The 16,779-nt window shown below is 66.4% G+C and carries 16 protein-coding genes; 3 read left to right on the top strand and 13 right to left on the bottom strand.

Annotated elements, in window-relative coordinates; translation table 11 throughout:
• Nucleotides 1-260: 260 nt before the first annotated feature.
• Nucleotides 261-1,079 (top strand): sulfite exporter TauE/SafE family protein, encoded by an 819-nt coding sequence (locus ACN20X_RS12790; RefSeq protein ID WP_016445210.1) that lies wholly within the window; start codon nucleotides 261-263, stop codon nucleotides 1,077-1,079.
• Here ACN20X_RS12790 and ACN20X_RS12785 read toward each other — a convergent pair.
• The 4 genes from ACN20X_RS12785 to hemN form a co-directional block, all read right to left on the bottom strand.
• Nucleotides 1,043-3,529: a bifunctional diguanylate cyclase/phosphodiesterase gene (locus ACN20X_RS12785; protein ID WP_016445209.1), complete on the bottom strand. Its 2,487-nt coding sequence runs from the start codon at nucleotides 3,527-3,529 to the stop codon at nucleotides 1,043-1,045. The genes ACN20X_RS12790 and ACN20X_RS12785 overlap by 37 nt on opposite strands.
• Nucleotides 3,526-4,770, bottom strand: coding sequence for an HD-GYP domain-containing protein (locus tag ACN20X_RS12780; protein WP_016453077.1), 1,245 nt, complete (start codon nucleotides 4,768-4,770; stop codon nucleotides 3,526-3,528). The genes ACN20X_RS12785 and ACN20X_RS12780 overlap by 4 nt, the downstream gene beginning before the upstream one ends.
• A 173-nt stretch (nucleotides 4,771-4,943) precedes the next feature.
• On the bottom strand, nucleotides 4,944-5,669 hold the full coding sequence (locus ACN20X_RS12775; protein WP_016445207.1) for a sulfite exporter TauE/SafE family protein: 726 nt from the start codon (nucleotides 5,667-5,669) through the stop codon (nucleotides 4,944-4,946).
• 5 nt (nucleotides 5,670-5,674) lie between these two features.
• Nucleotides 5,675-7,057: an oxygen-independent coproporphyrinogen III oxidase gene (gene hemN / locus ACN20X_RS12770; protein ID WP_016445206.1), complete on the bottom strand. Its 1,383-nt coding sequence runs from the start codon at nucleotides 7,055-7,057 to the stop codon at nucleotides 5,675-5,677.
• 161 nt (nucleotides 7,058-7,218) lie between these two features.
• On the opposite strand from hemN, the gene fnr reads away from it, so the two are divergent.
• On the top strand, nucleotides 7,219-7,938 hold the full coding sequence (gene fnr, locus ACN20X_RS12765) for a fumarate/nitrate reduction transcriptional regulator Fnr (RefSeq protein WP_016445205.1): 720 nt from the start codon (nucleotides 7,219-7,221) through the stop codon (nucleotides 7,936-7,938).
• Nucleotides 7,939-8,019: 81 nt separating this feature from the next.
• On the opposite strand, the gene ACN20X_RS12760 is transcribed toward fnr, so the two are convergent.
• The 9 genes from ACN20X_RS12760 to ACN20X_RS12720 form a co-directional block, all read right to left on the bottom strand.
• A complete protein-coding gene (locus ACN20X_RS12760) occupies nucleotides 8,020-8,307 on the bottom strand; it encodes a hypothetical protein (RefSeq protein WP_016445204.1) in 288 nt (95 codons plus the stop codon).
• 181 nt (nucleotides 8,308-8,488) lie between these two features.
• On the bottom strand, nucleotides 8,489-8,803 hold the full coding sequence (locus tag ACN20X_RS12755; protein ID WP_016445203.1) for a FixH family protein: 315 nt from the start codon (nucleotides 8,801-8,803) through the stop codon (nucleotides 8,489-8,491).
• A 57-nt stretch (nucleotides 8,804-8,860) separates the two neighbouring features.
• On the bottom strand, nucleotides 8,861-10,315 hold the full coding sequence (gene ccoG, locus ACN20X_RS12750; RefSeq protein WP_016445202.1) for a cytochrome c oxidase accessory protein CcoG: 1,455 nt from the start codon (nucleotides 10,313-10,315) through the stop codon (nucleotides 8,861-8,863).
• A gap of 77 nt (nucleotides 10,316-10,392) precedes the next feature.
• Entirely contained in the window at nucleotides 10,393-11,310 is a 918-nt protein-coding gene (gene ccoP, locus ACN20X_RS12745) for a cytochrome-c oxidase, cbb3-type subunit III (protein ID WP_016445201.1), read from the bottom strand.
• Nucleotides 11,311-11,337: 27 nt separating this feature from the next.
• Nucleotides 11,338-11,475: a cbb3-type cytochrome oxidase subunit 3 gene (locus tag ACN20X_RS12740; protein ID WP_016445200.1), complete on the bottom strand. Its 138-nt coding sequence runs from the start codon at nucleotides 11,473-11,475 to the stop codon at nucleotides 11,338-11,340.
• Between the two features lie 11 nt (nucleotides 11,476-11,486).
• Complete coding sequence (ccoO, locus tag ACN20X_RS12735) at nucleotides 11,487-12,119, bottom strand: cytochrome-c oxidase, cbb3-type subunit II (RefSeq protein ID WP_016445199.1); 633 nt, start codon at nucleotides 12,117-12,119, stop codon at nucleotides 11,487-11,489.
• A gap of 19 nt (nucleotides 12,120-12,138) precedes the next feature.
• The gene (gene ccoN, locus ACN20X_RS12730; RefSeq protein ID WP_016445198.1) at nucleotides 12,139-13,575 is read right to left on the bottom strand and encodes a cytochrome-c oxidase, cbb3-type subunit I; all 1,437 of its coding nucleotides are present in this window, start codon (nucleotides 13,573-13,575) and stop codon (nucleotides 12,139-12,141) included.
• Nucleotides 13,576-13,638: 63 nt separating this feature from the next.
• Nucleotides 13,639-13,776 (bottom strand): cbb3-type cytochrome oxidase assembly protein CcoS, encoded by a 138-nt coding sequence (ccoS, locus tag ACN20X_RS12725; protein ID WP_013803228.1) that lies wholly within the window; start codon nucleotides 13,774-13,776, stop codon nucleotides 13,639-13,641.
• A 2-nt stretch (nucleotides 13,777-13,778) separates the two neighbouring features.
• Entirely contained in the window at nucleotides 13,779-16,214 is a 2,436-nt protein-coding gene (locus ACN20X_RS12720) for a heavy metal translocating P-type ATPase (protein ID WP_047327124.1), read from the bottom strand.
• A 116-nt stretch (nucleotides 16,215-16,330) separates the two neighbouring features.
• On the opposite strand from ACN20X_RS12720, the gene ACN20X_RS12715 reads away from it, so the two are divergent.
• Entirely contained in the window at nucleotides 16,331-16,774 is a 444-nt protein-coding gene (locus ACN20X_RS12715; RefSeq protein WP_016445196.1) for a universal stress protein, read from the top strand.
• The last annotated feature ends 5 nt before the right edge of the window (nucleotides 16,775-16,779 follow it).

Raw genomic sequence — 16,779 nt, 5'->3', positions numbered from 1 at the left:
AGAATGGAGGCGTCTGCAAACCCGCCGGGCTTTATAGTTCCTTGGACCAATGCTCTATGAGCCCGGGCTTGGTACATTGCCATTCGAGCGTGATCGTCTCGCGTCAGATGAACCCAACGTCTGGCTGCCCTTGCCCCCCTGAACCCCGGTTCAGGATGACGGCCCGGTGGTCTTTGCAGACACCTGATTCCAACCCGGCGCACCTCCACGGTGCGCCGGGTTTTTTGTTGCCCGCCCCTTCACTACCGATCTGCCGCCGCATGCCTGATCTGCTGTTTCTCGAACTGGCCCTGCTGGGCCTGTGCTCCGGTTTCCTGGCCGGCCTGCTGGGAGTGGGCGGCGGCATGGTGCTTGTGCCGTTTCTGACCTACTTTCTCGACAAGCGCGGGGTCGGCCCGGACCTGTCCGTGAAGATGGCGATCGCCACGGCCATGGCCACCATCGTGTTCACCTCGATCTCCAGCCTGCGCGCCCACCACGGTCGCGGCGCCGTGCGCTGGGACATCGTGCGCAGCCTGGCGCCGGGCATCATCACGGGCGGGCTGCTGGCCAGCCTGGGAGTCTTCGCACTGCTGCGCGGCAAGTACCTGGCGCTGTTCTTTGGCGTGTTCATCGGCTACATGGCGCTGCGCATGCTGCGCAGCAACAGCCAGCCCACGGCCACGCGCGCCCTGCCGGGGCCGCTGGGGCTGTACGGCGCGGGTACGGGCCTGGGCTTCATCTCGGGGCTGGTGGGGGCAGGCGGGGCCTTCATCAGCGTGCCCTTCATGATGCGCTGCTCGGTGCCCATGCACATGGCCGTGGGCACCAGCGCGGCGCTGGGCTTTCCGATTGCCGTGGTGAATGCGGCAGGCCTGATCTTCACAGGCGCGGGTGACGCGGGGCGCCCCGAATACTCGCTGGGCTACCTGTGGCTGCCGGCCCTGCTGGCACTGGCCTGCTGCAGCGTGCTGACCGCACCGCTGGGCGCGCGGGCCGCGCACCGGCTGCCCGTGGCCCAGCTCAAGCGGATCTTCGCCACGCTGCTGTTCGGCTTGGCGGCCTACATGCTCTGGAAGGGCTTGAGCGCGGGCAGCTGAGCGCTTGCCACCTGGGCCATTCTCTGCCGGTAGGCGATGGCGCCGATGCCGGCGCGCTGGGCCTGCAGGCATTCGCCGAATTGCTCGCGCGGCAGGCCCGGCGCGCACAGAAAGCCCTGGAAGTAGTGGCCCTGCATGCGGTGGATGGCCGTCAGTTGCTCGTGCGTTTCCACGCCCTCGGCCACGATCTCCACGCCCAGCGCCAGACCCAGGCTGATGATGGCGCCGACGATGGCCTGGTCGCCCTCGTCGCTGGGCAGGCCGCGCACGAAGCTCTGGTCGATCTTGATCTTGGAGATGGGCAGCTTCTTCAGGTAGGCCAGGTTGGAGTAGCCGGTGCCGAAGTCATCAATCACCATGCCCACACCCAGATCGGCGATCTGGCATACGCGCAGCGCCATGTCCTGTGCATCCTGCAGCAGGATGCTTTCGGTCAGCTCCAGCTCCAGCAGATGGGGCTCCAGGCCGTAGCGGCGCAGCAGCTCGGTCACGCGCTCGACAAAGCCCGACTGGCGAAATTCCAGCGCCGAGACATTGACCGACACCTTGATCGGCATGCCCTGCTTCTGCCAGCGCGCAGCCTCCTGCACCGCCTGCTCCATGACCCAGGCGCCCAGCGTGACGATGTAGCCCGACTCCTCGGCCAGCGGGATGAAGACACCGGGCGAGACCACGCCGAATTCGGGGTCGGTCCAGCGCAGCAGCGCCTCGGCCGCGACGATGCGGTCGCTGTCGATGTGCACCTGGGGCTGGAAGTACACGGCCATGCGGCCATGCTCCAGCGCCTGGCGCATGGCATGCTCCAGCTTCATGCGCGACAGCAGGCCCGCGCTCATTTGCGGCTGGTAGAAGCTGAAATGGCCCCGGCCCCGCTCCTTGACGCGGTACATGGCCGTGTCGGCCTGGCGGATCAGCTCGTCCAGCGTGAGGCCGTCGGCCGGGTACTGGGCCACGCCGATGCTGCACTGCACGGAAAAACCCAGGCCGTCGAGCAGGAAGGGCCGCTCCATCTCCTGCAGGATGCGCCTGGCCACCGCGGCAGCCAGCTCGGCGTTGCAGCCGTGCAGGTAGAGCACGAACTCGTCGCCGCCCAGGCGGCACAGGATGTCTACCGGCCGCATGCAGTCGCTCAGGCGCTGCGCGACCAGCTTGAGCACTCGGTCGCCGAACTGGTGGCCCAGCGAGTCGTTGATGATCTTGAAGCGGTCCAGGTCGATGAACAGGATGCTGAACACCGTGCCGCCTGCGCGTGCGGCCTCGATGGCCGCATCCACGCGCTCCGTGAGATTGAGCCGGTTGGGCAGGCCGGTGAGCGCGTCGCTGTAGGCCAGCTGTTCGATGCGCTGCTGTGCCACGCGCTGCTGGGTGAGGTCGCGCATGAAGCCGATGCTCTGCACCACGTCGCCCTGCGCATTGCGCAGCGGCACCCAGGACAGGCGCACGGCGCAGCGCGCACCGCCGGCCTGGCGCAGCCAAAGGTCGCCCTCCCAGAAGCCGCCTTGATGCCACTGTATGCGGGCCAGGTCGCCCAGCGTGTCGGATGGGTCTTCGGTGGCTTCGAACAGCGATTCCACCGTGCGGCCCTGCACGGGCATGCCGCCCAGCAAGCGTTCGCAGGCCGGGTTGGTGCGTGCCACGTCCATGTGGTCATCGGCGATGAAGATGCCGTCCAGGCTGGACTCGAAGACCCGCGCAGCCAGTTCCAGGCCCGCCTGGGTCTGGGCCTCGGCCGTGATGTCGCGGAAGGAGAAAATGCGCCCCATGGGCAGGCCCCGGCGCAGCTGGGGCACGGCGCGGCGCTCCAGGATGCGGCCGTCGCGCAGGTCCAGTACGTCGGACGCTTCCATCAGGGGCTGGGCCGACAGCAGCTTCAACTGCTGCGCGTAGGACTCGGCATCGCGCACCTGGCCGGCCAGGTGATCGAGGATGGCCGCGTCGTTGCGGCGCACCAGCAACGCCTCGGGAATGCCCCAGAGCGTGGCGAATCGGTGGTTGAAGGCGCGGATACGGCCATCGGGATCGCACACCAGGATGGCGTCGGCCGCCGACTCCAGCGTGGCGCGCAACTCGCCCAGCAGGCTTTCGAATTCGGCCTCGTGCAGCGCCTGCTCGCGCCGGTCCAGCATGCTGACCAGGAGCACCTCGCCGTCGAGCGCGCGCACGCGCATCTCCACGGGCGCCAGCTGGCCGTCGGCACGGCGCACCTCGGAAATGAACTGGGCGCCGGCCTGCCAGTTGAAGGGGTCGCTCCAGAACGCCTGCTGCTGCGGCGTGGCGGCCAGCACCTGCACGGGCAGTCCCACGGCGGCATCGGTCTCATAGCCGGTGACGGATTCGCTGGCGGCGTTGGCGCGCAGCACCTTCAGGCTGCGGGCATCGATCAGCCACAGCGCCTCCTGCAGTGCATCGAGCAGGCGGGGCCAGGCGCGGTTGAGCGCTTGCTTGTTCAAGACGCCACCTTCGGCGGATCCAATTCCACCGCCCGTTCAAAGTAATAGCAGACACGCCGGCGCGGCGACAGATAGTCCAGCGCGTCGCGCGGCAACTGCGCAGGAGCCACGCCCCGGCGTATGCCCAGCGCGGGAAACAGCTCCAGCGCCAGCACGGGCGCCTGGGCGGCCGGCACGCTGGCGTCATGGACCATCACCGAAGGCTTGAGCGGCCGTGATGCATTGACGGACATGACCATGGCATGGCGCCCATCGGTCAGCTCCACCACCGAGCCCGGCGGGAACACGCCCATCATGCGGATGAAGCCATTGAGCACGGGCGCGGCGAACTTGTCGCGCAGCCGGCTGAACAGCATGGACAGCGCCTCGTGCGGCGTGTGCGGCGTCTGCGCATCGCCGGGATTGCACAGGCGGTCATAGGTGTTGACCAGGGCCAGGATCTGGCCCGTGAGCTCCATGTCCTCGGCCACCAGGCTCAGCGGGAATCCCGTGCCGTCGGCCCACTCATGGTGCTGTGCGATGGCGGTGGTGACCTGGGCCGACAGGCCCATGCGCATGGCGATGGCCACCGATTCACCCACATGGCGCTCGTAGCGGTCGCGCAGCGCGTCGGGCACGGAAGACTCCAGGGCCAGGCCGTGCATGCCTTCGGCGCCGGCCACCGGCTTGCCGGCATCGTGCAGCAGCGCCGCCAGGCCCAGGTCGCGCAGCAGCGCAGCCTCCAGGCCCAGGGCGCGGCCCAGCAGCAGGCCGAGCACGGTCACGTTGACGGCATGCACGCTCTGGTTGCTGCCCACGCCATCGGACAGGAGGTGAATCGCCACGTCCTGCGGGCCGGCCAGTTCGGCCAGGCAGCCGTCGACCAGGGCTTCGGTGGGCATGCGCGCCTGCTCGGGCGCGCTGGCAAGGGTGGTTTCGATGGCCACATAGCCACGCTCCACCTTCTGAAAGCGCGCATTGCAGTCCTCCAGCCGGCCGCGCCAGTTGGGCACAGACAGCAGCAGCGGCGCTGCGGGTGAGGGTTCCTCGGCGGGCTCGGCTGCAGCGGCCGCCACAGCGGGCAGCGGCTGCGGCGGCGGAGTGCGCACCTCGGCCGGCCAGGCGTCGCTTTTGTGCGGAACGCAGCGCACCGCCTCCAGGCCCAGGGATTTCAGGGTCTGGATCTGTGCGCTGGAGGTGATCTTGAAGCTGCTGACCGGAAAGGGATGGTTTAGCCATCCAACATCGAGCTGGACAAACATGCCCGGACGGAGGTCTCGGATATCGATGAGGACGGAATGGTTCACGCGCGGCAACGGCCCCGAGGCTGAAGGAATCGGCAAATGTAAGCCGATGATTCGGGCATTATCTCCAGTTCTGAGGGCCTTGCAGGCAATCCGCGACCCTCAGGACCAAGTCTGTCCCCCGCTGTTGTTCATCGGCACCAGAGACTGGGCTTGTAGATCAGGTCCATCCACAGCGCCCACACGGCCACGCCCACCAGCATCAGGCCGGCCAGCCGCGTGCCCCATTCGGCACGCAAGCCGTTCAGGCGCTGGCGGCCCAGCCGCCACAGCCAGGGGCCGGCCACCAGCCACAGCCCGCTGCCCACGCCAAAGGCCGCCATGGCCGATGCGCCCTGCAAGGGGCCACCGCTGAGCGCGGCGACCAGCACGGCCGAATACAGCAGTCCGCAGGGCATAAGCGCCCAGGCATAGCCCGCCGCCAGCGTGCCGCCAGGGGCGGACACCCAGGGCTGCACGCGCCGCCAGGCGGCGCGGCCCGCAGACTCCAGCCAGGCGGGCTGGCGGGCCTGCACCATCATGGCCAGGCCCCAGGCCATCACGGCGACATGGGTCAGCGTCCAGAACGGCTGCAGCGCCGTGGTCTGGCTGGTGAGCCAGGACAGGCTTTCCATGGCCAGCGCCGAGGCAGCGCCCAGGCTGGCATAGCCGGCCAGCCGCCCGCTATGGAACAGCGCCGTGCGCAGCCACAGCCGGCTTTGCAGTCCATGGACGGCGACCACCTGCCCACCACCCTGTACCGTGCCCTGCCCCGCCCCGCCCGTGACCACGCCGCAGGGCGCGGCGCACATGGCAAGGCAATGGGGCCCGCCGACGAGCCCCATGATCAAAGCGGTCCAGAGCAGCGACAACAGCATGGGGCCTAGATGATCCTCGAAAACCGCGCCCGGTTCTTGTCGGCCTGCAGATATCGGTCAAACAGCATGGCCACGCCACGCACGAAGTACCAGCCCATGGGTGTGACCTGGAATCCCTCGTCGCTGATCTGCACCAGCCCCTTGGCCTGCAGGTCCTGAAGCGCCGCCAGCTCGGGGGCGAAGTACTCGCGAAAGCCCAGCAGCCAGGCCTGCTCCATGGGCTCGAACAGCACGGCGCCCTGGCACATGATGGCCATGATGACGGCGCGCCGCACCAGATCATCGCGCGACAGTGCCAGGCCGCGCACCACGGGCAGGTGGCCGGCGTCGATGGCGTCGTAGTACTCCTCCAGCGTCTTGGCGTTCTGGCTGTAGCTGGCCCCCACCTTGCCGATGGCCGACACGCCCAGCGCAATCAGGTCGCAGTCGGGCTGGGTGCTGTAGCCCTGGAAGTTGCGATGCAGCCGGCCCTGGCGCTTGGCCACGGCCAGCGCGTCCTCGGGCAAGGCGAAGTGGTCCATGCCCACGTAGACATAGCCGCCGTCCATGAAGGCCGCGATGGAGCGCGAGAGCATGGCCAGCTTGTCGGCGCCCTGGGGCAGGTCCTCGGCCGCGATGCGCCGCTGCGGCTTGAAGCGCTCGGGCAGGTGGGCATAGGCATAGAGCGCGATGCGGTCGGGCCGCAGCGCATTGACCTGGGCCAGCGTGCGCTCGAAGGACTCGGGCGTCTGCTTGGGCAGGCCGTAGATCAGGTCCACGTTGATGGAGGCAAAGCCCAGCTGCCGTGCCGCTGCCACCAGCGCGAACACCTGCTCGGCCGGCTGCACGCGGTGCACGGCGATCTGCACCTGTTCGTCGAAGTCCTGCACGCCGAAGCTCAGGCGGTTGAAGCCCAGCTCCTTGAGCACGGCCAGGCGTTCGACACTGACGGTGCGCGGATCGACCTCGATGGAGTATTCGCCGCCCGGCTCCAGCTTGAAATGCTCGCGCAGCAGGGCCATCAGCGTGCGCAGCTCATCGTCCGAGAAGAAGGTGGGCGTGCCGCCGCCCAGGTGCAACTGGCTGACGGCCTGGCCCTTGCCGCAATGGGCCGTGTGCAAGGCCATCTCGCGCGCCAGGTAGTCCAGGTAGACGGCAGCGCGATCGTGGTGGCGCGTCACGATCTTGTTGCAGGCGCAGTAGTAGCACAGCGACTCGCAGAACGGCACATGCACATACAGCGACAAAGGCATGGCCCGCGCTGCGGTACTCGATTTGCGGTGCTCAAGTGCCAGGATATAGTCTTCAGCACCGAAAGCCTCCACGAAACGATCGGCCGTGGGGAACGAGGTGTATCGGGGCCCCGGTACGTCGAAGCGACGCAGCAGCTCTGGGGTGACAGCGGTCATGGGTTTTTTCCTCTAATGTCGTCCACTGTGCCGCAGCCCATTGGCCGCGTCCTTGACTCATATCAAGAGTTGTTCGCGGCAGTGCTGCGACAATTTGATCCAACTCATCGCCATCCACGAGGTCACCGCCGGCGCACTGCTGCGCCGCTGATGTTTACTCCATGAACCTTCAGACCATCAAAGCATCCTGTTCCAATTGCAACCTGCGCGAGCTGTGCATGCCCATGGGCCTGGATGCCGAGCAGATGCAGCGCATCGACGACATCGTGGCCACGCGCCGCAAGGTCAAGCGCGGCGGCCTGCTGTTTCGCAACGGTGAGTCCTTCACCTCGCTGTACGCCATCCGCACGGGCTTCTTCAAGACCTGCGTGGCCACCGAGGACGGGCGCGACCAGGTCACGGGCTTTCAGATGGCCGGCGAGATCATCGGCCTGGATGGCATCGTCAACGACCACCACACCTGCGATGCGGTCGCGCTGGAAGACGCCGAGGTCTGCGTCATGCCCTTCGACAAGCTGGAGGACCTGTCGCGCGAGGTCACGGCCCTGCAAAACCATGTGCACAAGGTCATGAGCCGCGAGATCGTGCGCGAGCATGGCGTGATGCTGCTGCTGGGCAGCATGCGTGCCGAGGAGCGGCTGGCCGCCTTCGTGCTCAACCTGGTGCAGCGCCTTCACGCCCGGGGCTTTTCCAAGTCGGAACTGGTGCTGCGCATGACACGCGAGGAAATCGGCAGCTACCTGGGCCTGAAGCTGGAGACGGTGAGCCGCACCTTCTCGAAGTTTGCCGAGGAAAACATCATCGAGGTGCGCCAGCGCCATCTGCGCATCCTGGACACGGACGCGCTCAAGCGCATCGTCAACAGCCAGCAGTGCCAGTGAGGCCGCAAGGCCCCGCCCCCCGGCAATGAACAAGGCCCGCGATCGCGGGCCTTGTTCATTGCCATTGCAGTGCACGCGGGTTCAATCGCGCCCCAGGCCCTGCATGGCCAGATTTGGGTCCGGCTCGGAGACCACGCCGTCGTTGAGATCGTGCGTGGAGCGTCCCAGCATGGTGGTCATGAGGCTGGACAGCATGGTCACGCCCCAGAAGGCGAAGAAGGCCAGCGTGTAGATTCCCTGCCGCGACCAGCCCAGGTCGCCGAGCCAGTGCAGCTCCAGCGGGTCCACGAAGGCGAATACCAGCATCTCCATCACGGCGGCGGCCAGAAAGGCCGGCCAGGCAATCCACATCCAGCGTTGGGCCAACATCAGCGATCTCCTTGAGCTGTCGAGGGGTGGCTTTCATTGTGCGCGCCGCCCTCGCACCGTGCCAAGCCCTGCGCACCCTGCACTGCCTGTAGGAAACCCTTGGCCCTCGCGCATGCTGGAGATGCCATCCACCATGCAAAAAGGCCGCGACTGCGGCCTTGTGCACGGTATTTTCCTGCGTTCAGCGGTCCGTGGGATGGTCCTGCGCGGGCGTGGCCGCGTGGTTGCGGCCGGTGACCGCGGGCGCCAGGCTCTTGGGCACTTCGCGCACGCCATCGGCACGCTCGTTGATGGTGATGCCATTGCGGTAATAGTCAGGATCGATCACGGGATCGGCGCCATTGATCGCAATGACGGCCGTGACCACGCCGGCCACCACGACGGCGGCCGGGCCGGCCACCACGAGCCAGACATGGGCGAACTTCCACCAGGGCTTGCCGGCGTCCGGATGCGAAGGGGCCGTGGCGGGCGCGGAGACTGCGGGACTGGAAGACATGGATAACCTCTTTCTTTCAAACAGCCGGCGCAGCCTGGGCGGCGCCGGCCAGACATATCACCGGGGCACCAGGAAGACGGCCTTTTCGGACGCGCGTCCCGCGCCTGAATGCACGGCATCGATATCGAAGAATACGGTGTGCGAGCCCGGCTCGGCGGAACCGTAGGGAATCTGCAGCCGCGCCGCAATGCCGCGCGTCTCGGCCGGGCCGACCTCGACCTCCTGCTCGGACGCCAGCTCCAGCCCGTCGAGGCCATGGGCGCTGATGCGGTAGCGCTGGGCCTGCTCGGTGGCATTCATGATCTGCAGGCGGTAGACATTTTCCAGCTTGCCGCCCGCGACGATGCGCGACAGCGACGCCCGGTCGCGTATCACGTCGACCTTGACCGACTGGCGCAGCGCCAGGCTCACGATCATGGCCATGCTCAGGCCGATCAGCACGGCCGAGTAGACCAGCACGCGCGGACGGAAGATGCGGCGCAGCACCTGGGCCCGCCGCCACAGGCCGGCCATGGCGTTCTGCGTGGTCAGCCGGATGAGGCCGCGCGGATACTCCATCTTGTCCATGATGGAATTGCAGGCGTCTATGCACAGACCGCAGCCTATGCATTCGTACTGCAGGCCGTTGCGGATGTCGATGCCCACGGGGCAGACCTGCACGCACATCTTGCAGTCGATACAGTCGCCCAGGCCCTGGGCCTTGTAGTCCACCTTCTTGGTGCGAGGCGCGCGCGGCTCGCCCCGGCCCGTGTCGTAGCTGACGATCATGGTGTCGCGGTCGAACATGGCGCTCTGAAAGCGCGCATAGGGGCACATGTACTTGCAGACCTGCTCGCGCATGTAGCCGGCGTTGCCATAGGTGGCGAAGCCGTAGAACAGCACCCAGAAGACCTGCCAGCTGCCCTGCAGCGCCAGCAGCTCGCCGCCCAGCTCGCGGATGGGCACGAAGTAGCCCACGAAGGTGAAGCCGGTCCACAGGGCAATGGCAATCCACAGCAACTGCTTGAGCGACTTCTTCCAGAGCTTTTCAAAGGTCCAGCCGTTCTTGTCCAGGCGCATGCGCGCGCTGCGGTCGCCCTCGACCTTGCGCTCCACCCACATGAAGATTTCGGTGTAGACCGTCTGCGGGCAGGAAAAGCCGCACCACAGGCGACCGGCCACGGCCGTGAACAGGAACAGCGCCAGCGCCGAGATGATCAGCAGGCCCGCCAGGTAGATGAAATCCTGCGGGTACAGCACCAGCCCGAACAGGTAAAAGCGCCGCGCACCCAGGTCGAACAGCACCATCTGGCGCTGCCCCCATTCCAGCCAGGGCAGGCCATAGAAAACCAGTTGGGTGAGAAACACCAGAGCCCATCGCCAGCGTGCGAAGACACCGCTGATGGAGCGCGGGTAGACCTTCTTCTCGGACTCGAACATCGACACCAGCTGGCCCGGGTCCGGGTCGGCAGGCGTGATCGGAATGACTTTGCGGGGAGGCTTCCCGGCATCATCCCCGTTCTCGGGCTTCATGGTGGGTTCCTTGGTTTTTTGGAATATCTGAAAACTCAAAAGGCAAAAAGGCGGCGCCGCAGCGCCGCCCCCTGTCCTTATTGACGGACTGCGCCGTCTTTGTGCGACATGCCCCAGACATAGGAGGCAAGCACCGCGATCTGCGCCTCGGTCAGCTTGTCCTTCTGGGCAGGCATCTCGTTGTGCTTGCCGTTGTTGATCATGGCCGTGATGGCGGCCTCGCCCCAGCCGTGCAGCCAGATGTCATCGGTCAGGTTGGGCGCGCCCAGGGCCTGGTTGCCCTTGCCGTCCATGCCATGGCAGGCGGCGCAGGCCGTGAACTTGGACTTGCCCAGCGAAGCCTTGAGCGAGTCGTGCGGGCTGCCCGACAGGCTCAGCACATAGTGCGAGAGGTTGCGCACATCATCGGGCGTGCCGACGGCAGCGGCCATGGGCGGCATGATGCCGATGCGGCCCGCCGTGATGGTTTCCCTGATCTTGTCGGGCGTGCCGCCATGCAGCCAGTCGCCATCGGTCAGGTTGGGGAAGCTCTTGCCGCCGCGTGCATCCGAGCCGTGGCACTGCGCGCAGTTGTTCATGAACAGGCGCTCGCCGATGGCCATGGCCTGGGGGTCCTTGGCCATGTCTTCGGTGCTCATGCTCGTGAACTTGGCGTACAGCGGCTCCAGGTCCGCGCGGGCCTTGGCCATCTCGTTTTCATAGGCGCCCAGCTGCGTCCAGCCCAGCTTGCCCGCGAACGAGCCCAGGCCCGGATAGGCCGCCAGGTAGGCGAAGCCGAACACCGAGGTGATGATGAACAGCCACATCCACCACTTGGGCATGGGGTTGTTCAGCTCGCGCAGGTCCTCGTCCCAGACGTGGCCCGTGGTGTTGTCGGCCGAGGGGACCACCTTCTTGCGTGCGGTGAGATACAGCAGCAGCAGGCAGCCGATGATGCCGCCCAGCGTGATCGCCGTGACATAGATCGACCAGAAGTTGTTTACGAAATCGCTCATGGGAAGTTCTCGTTCTGGTGGAGGGACTCAGTCTTGCTCGAACGGCAGCTGGGCGGCCTCTTCGAAACGGGCCTGGTTGCGGCGGGCGAACGCCCACCACCAGATACCGATGAAGCAGGCCAGAGAGGCCAGCGTGGCCACGATGCGCATGGTGGTGATGTCCATGTCGCTCTCCTTTACTTGACCGAACGGCCCAGCACCTGCAGGTAGGCGATGACGGCGTCCATTTCCGTCTTGCCCTTGACCTGCTCGGCGGCGCCGCTGATTTCCTCGTCGCTGTAGGGCACGCCCACCTTGCGCAGCGCGCTCATGTGCTGGGCGACCACGGTGTCATCCACCTTGTTCTTCTCCAGCCAGGAGTAGGCAGGCATATTGGACTCGGGCACCACGTCGCGCGGGTTGTTCAGGTGGATGCGGTGCCATTCGTCGCTGTACTTGCCGCCCACGCGGTGCAGGTCGGGACCCGTGCGCTTGGAACCCCATTGGAAGGGGTGGTCGTAGACGAACTCGCCCGCCACCGAGTAGTGGCCGTAGCGCATGGTCTCGGCGCGGAAGGGGCGGATCATCTGCGAGTGGCAGTTGTAGCAGCCCTCGCGCAGATAGACGTCGCGGCCCATCAGCTGCAGCGGCGTGTAGGGCTTGAGGCCCGCCACCGCTTCCGTGGTCGACTTCTGGAAGAACAGCGGAACGATTTCCACCAGGCCGCCGACGGCGACCACCAGCAGGGTCAGCACGATCAGCAGGAAATTGTTGGTTTCCACCTTCTCGTGGGAAAAGCTCTTGGGAGCGCTATGGTTGTGATCGGACATGAGTAATGCTCCTAGACGCTCAGGCGTGGGCCACGACGGCAGGCACGGCCACCTTCACGGAACGGCCGGAGATCGCGGTCTTCCAGGTGTTCCACAGCATGACCAGCATGCCGCCCAGGTACAGCAGGCCACCGGCCACGCGGATCACGTAGAACGGATAGCTGGCCTTGACGCTTTCGACGAAGGTGTAGGTCAGCGTGCCATCGGGATTGACGGCGCGCCACATCAGGCCCTGCATCACACCGGCGATCCACATCGCGGCGATGTACAGCACGATGCCGATGGTGGCCATCCAGAAGTGCAGTTCGATGGCGCCCACCGAGTGCATCTTGGTCTTGCCGAACAGGCGCGGGATCAGGTAGTACAGCGAGCCCATGGTGATCAGGCCCACCCAGCCGAGGGCGCCCGAGTGAACGTGGCCCACGGTCCAGTCCGTGTAGTGCGACAGCGCGTTGACGGTCTTGATGGACATCATCGGACCCTCGAACGTGGACATGCCGTAGAACGACAGCGACACGATCAGGAAGCGCAGGATGGGATCGTCGCGCAGCTTGTGCCATGCGCCCGACAGCGTCATCACGCCGTTGATCATGCCGCCCCAGCTGGGAGCCAGCAGGATCAGCGAGAACACCATGCCCACGGACTGCGTCCAGTCGGGCAGCGCGGTGTAGTGCAGGTGGTGAGGACCCGCCCACATGTAGGTGAAGATCAGCGCCCAGAAGTGGACGATGGACAGGCGGTAGCTGTAGACCGGACGGCCAGCCTGCTTGGGAATGAAGTAATACATCATGCCCAGGAAGCCTGCGGTCAGGAAGAAGCCCACGGCGTTATGGCCGTACCACCACTGCACCATGGCGTCCTGCACGCCGGCGTAAGCCGAGTAGCTCTTCATCCAGCCGGCCGGAATGGCCGCGCTGTTGACGATGTGCAGCAGCGCCACGGCGATGATGAAGGCGCCGAAGAACCAGTTGGCCACATAGATGTGACGGACCTTGCGGATGCCGATGGTTCCGAAGAACACGATGGCATACGAGACCCAGGTCACGGCGATCAGCAGGTCGATCGGCCACTCCAGCTCGGCGTACTCCTTGCCCTGTGTGTAGCCCAGCGGCAGGCTGATCGCGGCGGCGAGAATGACGATCTGCCAGCCCCAGAAGGTCAGGCTGGCCAGCTTGGGCATGAACAGCCGCGTCTGGCAGGTGCGCTGCACCACGTAGTAGCTGGTTGCGAACAGCGCCGATCCGCCAAAGGCAAAGATCACGGCGTTCGTGTGCAGCGGACGCAGGCGTCCGTAGCTCAGCCATGGAATGCCGAAGTTGAGTTCCGGCCAGGCCAGCTGCGAGGCGATCAACACCCCGACAGCCATGCCCACCACTCCCCAGACGACGGCCATGATAGAGAACTGCCTTACGACGGTATCGTCGTAATAGACAGCGTTGTTATTTGAACTATCCATCGTGCACCCCTTAGATTGCTATCAAAGTGTTACTTTCTTCGCTGTCGGGCGTGTTGACCCACGTCAATCGTCCCGAAGAATGCGTTCGCCCTCTTGTTCCACGCTCTCGAATTGCCCGCGATAGACGGCCCACCACAGGGCCGCGAGGATGGCGAGCACAAGCACCACCGACAGCGGGATCAGTAAATAGAGAATGTCCATAGTCAGAACCTCCCCACCGTTGCGGTGGAGCCCGTCGGCATGGTGACGGACGCTGCGGGCGCAGCAGGCGTGCCCGTGTGATTCGTCAAGGCCAGTGGAAGGCTGCGCGCAAGGCGCGCGGCGTTGAGCACCACCAGCAGCGAACTCAGTGCCATTCCCAGGCCGGCCACCCAGGCAGGCATGAAGCCCGCCAGGGCCAGTGGAATCGACACCGCGTTGTAAGCGGCAGCCCAGGCCATGTTCTGGCGCACCACCTGCAGTGTGCGGCGCGACAACAGACATGCCTGGAGCACCAGTTCCAGGCTGTCGCCCAGAACAACGAAATCTGCGCGCGATTGTGCCAGCGGCACTGCTCTACCAAAAGCAAAAGAGACATGCGCTCCAGCTAAAACTGGGCCGTCGTTGAGGCCGTCGCCCACCATGGCCACATGGTGGCCGGCTGCCTGCGCCTGCTGCAGCCGCTCCAGCTTGTCCTGCGGGCTGCAGCCGCCGTGGGCCTGGGTGATGCCCACGCGCGCCGCCATGGCGCGTGCGGCGTCCTCGCGGTCGCCGGACAGCAGCATCACGGCGATGCCCTGCTTCCCGAGCGCCTGCACGACGGCGGCGGCTTCGGGCCGCACGTCCTCGCTGAGTACAAAGCGCGCCAGCGTATGCCAGCCCTGTTCGGTCTGCTCGGCCAGCAACACGCCCTGCACGGGCTGCTCGCCCGCCACGCCCGCATGCAGGGCCGATCCCAGGCGCAGATGGCGGCGTCCGCCCGGGCCCTGCACCCAGGCGTCCAGGCCCAGGCCTGCCACTTCCTGCATGGTGTCCAGCTTCCAGTGCGTCGCGGCATGGGCGCCAGCCTGCGCGATGGCGCGCGAGGCCGGGTGCATGGACTGGCGCGCCAGCAGCGCCGCCAGCGCCAGCACCTCGTCGGCATCCTCGCCGCGCGCAGGCTCGAACGAGGACAGCGCCAGGCCGTCGCGTGTGAGCGTGCCGGTCTTGTCGAACACCAGGGTGTCCACGGCGGCCAGCGCTTCCAGGCCCTGCAGGTTGCGCACCAGCACGCCGCTGCGCGCCAGCGTGCCGGCGGCCGTGAGCATGGCCACGGGCGTGGCCAGCGACAGCGCGCAGGGGCAGGTGACGATGAGCACGGCCACGGCCACCATCATGGCCTTGCCGGGATCGGTGGGCCACCACCAGATGGCAGCGCCCAGCGCGGCCAGCAGCACCACGACCAGGAAGGGCCGCGCCACCTTGTCGGCCAGCTGGGCCAGGCGCGGCTTTTGCAGCGAGGCGCTTTCCATGAGGCCCACGATCTGGGCAAAGCGCGTGTCGGCCCCCACGCCGTCCACGCGCACATCGACCACGGCGTCCAGGTTGTAGCTGCCGGCCGTGACGCTGTCGCCCTCGGCACGCAGCACGGGCGTGGACTCGCCCGTGAGCAGGGCCTCGTCGGCATGGGTGCGGCCGCGCACGATGGTGCCGTCGGCCGGGAAGGCCTCGCCGCTGAGCACGCGCACCAGGTCGCCGGCACGCAGGCGGCGCGTGGCCACGCGCTCGAAGTGGCCGGCCGCGTTCTCGCGCAGCACGGCATCGGGCAGGCGATTCATCACGGCTTCCAGCGCACCGGCCGTGCGGTCGCGCAGCCGCAGCTCCAGCCAGCGGCCGGACAGCAGGAAGAAGACGAACATGGTCAGCGAGTCGTAGAAGACTTCCTCGCCGAAGGGCCCCGAAGGATCGAAGGTGCCCAGCGAGCTGATCACGAAGGTGATCAGCATGCCCAGCGCCACGGGCAGGTCCATGCTCACGCGGCGCTGGCGTATGTCGCGCAGCGCGCTGGAGAAGAAGGGGCCGCAGCAAAACAGCACCACGGGCAGCGAGATGACCCAGGAGGCCCAGCGCAGCAGCGTCTCCATCTCCTGCGACAGGTCGCCGGGGCGGGCCACGTAGGCGGGCCACGCATACATCATCACCTGCATCATGCAAAAGCCGGCCACCAGCCAGCGCCACAGCGCACGGCGACTTTCGGCCTGGCGGCGCTCGCGCGCAAAGGCATCGCGCGCAGGAAGCGCCTGGTAGCCGGCGCGCCGCACGGCCTCCATCCACTGGGACGGAAGCACCTGCTCGTGGCGCCAGGTGACTCGCGCGCGGCGGGTGGCTGCGCTGACTTCGGCCTTCTCCACCCCGGGCACGGCCCGCAGCGCATCCTCGATGGTCAGCGCGCATGCGGCACAGTGCATGCCCTCCAGAACGACGTGCGAATCCCAGGCAGGGAAATCGGTGGGTTCTTTGGAAGGGTCGGCGGGAGTTGCGGGGCCTGCGGGCCGTCCGAACGAACTCCACTCCTGCGGATCATCCAGCAGTCGGGCCGTGGCCTGCTGCGAGGGCGAGAGACCTGAATCAGGCGCCGCCACCGCCGCCTCGCTGGATGGGGCTGCAATGGTGTGGGGCATGGTTCTTAGCGTAATCGGGGGGCATGATAAGCGTATTGACATTAATCAACCGTTAACTCATGGTTGGGTCTATGCTGACTTCGTCCCACCCATCAGCACACACGAAAGGAGCACGCATGTACAACCGCATCCTGATCGCCACCGACGGTTCCGAGCTTTCCGACAAGGCCGTGGACAGCGGCCTGGGCCTTGCCGCCTTGTGCGGCGCCAGCGTGATCGTCGTCAAGGTGGTCCAGCACTACCCGCGCAGCTACTTCGAAGGCGGCGAAACCGTGGATCTCAAGCAGATCGAACGCATCGAAGGCCAGTGGACGGCCAACGCGCAGACCGTGCTGGATGCCATCCACGCCAAGGGCCAGGCGCTCAAGGTCCACGTGACCACGGAGATCGTCAAGTCCGACCTGGTGGCCGAAAGCGTGATCGACGTGGCCAAGCGCCGCGACTGCGACCTCATCGTCATGGCCTCGCATGGCCGCAAGGGCCTGCAGCGCCTGCTGCTGGGCAGCGAGACGCAGCACGTGCTCACGCACACCCACATTCCCGTGCTGGTACTGCGCTGAAGGGT

It is taken from the genome of Delftia sp. PX-1 (assembly GCF_055797465.1).
The sequence above is the reverse complement of the archived record's forward strand: the minus strand, read 5'-3'. Positions and strand labels throughout refer to the sequence as shown.

Bases quoted from the DNA above. Each gene is read 5' to 3' on its own strand.
- ACN20X_RS12790 (WP_016445210.1), top strand. From the start codon at position 261: ATGCCTGATCTGCTGTTTCTCGAACTGGCCCTGCTGGGCCTGTGCTCC.
- ACN20X_RS12780 (WP_016453077.1), bottom strand. From the start codon at position 4,770: ATGTTTGTCCAGCTCGATGTTGGATGGCTAAACCATCCCTTTCCGGTC.
- ACN20X_RS12775 (WP_016445207.1), bottom strand. From the start codon at position 5,669: ATGCTGTTGTCGCTGCTCTGGACCGCTTTGATCATGGGGCTCGTCGGC.
- hemN (WP_016445206.1), bottom strand. From the start codon at position 7,057: ATGACCGCTGTCACCCCAGAGCTGCTGCGTCGCTTCGACGTACCGGGG.
- fnr (WP_016445205.1), top strand. From the start codon at position 7,219: ATGAACCTTCAGACCATCAAAGCATCCTGTTCCAATTGCAACCTGCGC.
- ACN20X_RS12760 (WP_016445204.1), bottom strand. From the start codon at position 8,307: ATGTTGGCCCAACGCTGGATGTGGATTGCCTGGCCGGCCTTTCTGGCC.
- ACN20X_RS12755 (WP_016445203.1), bottom strand. From the start codon at position 8,803: ATGTCTTCCAGTCCCGCAGTCTCCGCGCCCGCCACGGCCCCTTCGCAT.
- ccoG (WP_016445202.1), bottom strand. From the start codon at position 10,315: ATGAAGCCCGAGAACGGGGATGATGCCGGGAAGCCTCCCCGCAAAGTC.
- ccoP (WP_016445201.1), bottom strand. From the start codon at position 11,310: ATGAGCGATTTCGTAAACAACTTCTGGTCGATCTATGTCACGGCGATC.
- ACN20X_RS12740 (WP_016445200.1), bottom strand. From the start codon at position 11,475: ATGGACATCACCACCATGCGCATCGTGGCCACGCTGGCCTCTCTGGCC.
- ccoO (WP_016445199.1), bottom strand. From the start codon at position 12,119: ATGTCCGATCACAACCATAGCGCTCCCAAGAGCTTTTCCCACGAGAAG.
- ccoN (WP_016445198.1), bottom strand. From the start codon at position 13,575: ATGGATAGTTCAAATAACAACGCTGTCTATTACGACGATACCGTCGTA.
- ccoS (WP_013803228.1), bottom strand. From the start codon at position 13,776: ATGGACATTCTCTATTTACTGATCCCGCTGTCGGTGGTGCTTGTGCTC.
- ACN20X_RS12720 (WP_047327124.1), bottom strand. From the start codon at position 16,214: ATGCCCCACACCATTGCAGCCCCATCCAGCGAGGCGGCGGTGGCGGCG.
- ACN20X_RS12715 (WP_016445196.1), top strand. From the start codon at position 16,331: ATGTACAACCGCATCCTGATCGCCACCGACGGTTCCGAGCTTTCCGAC.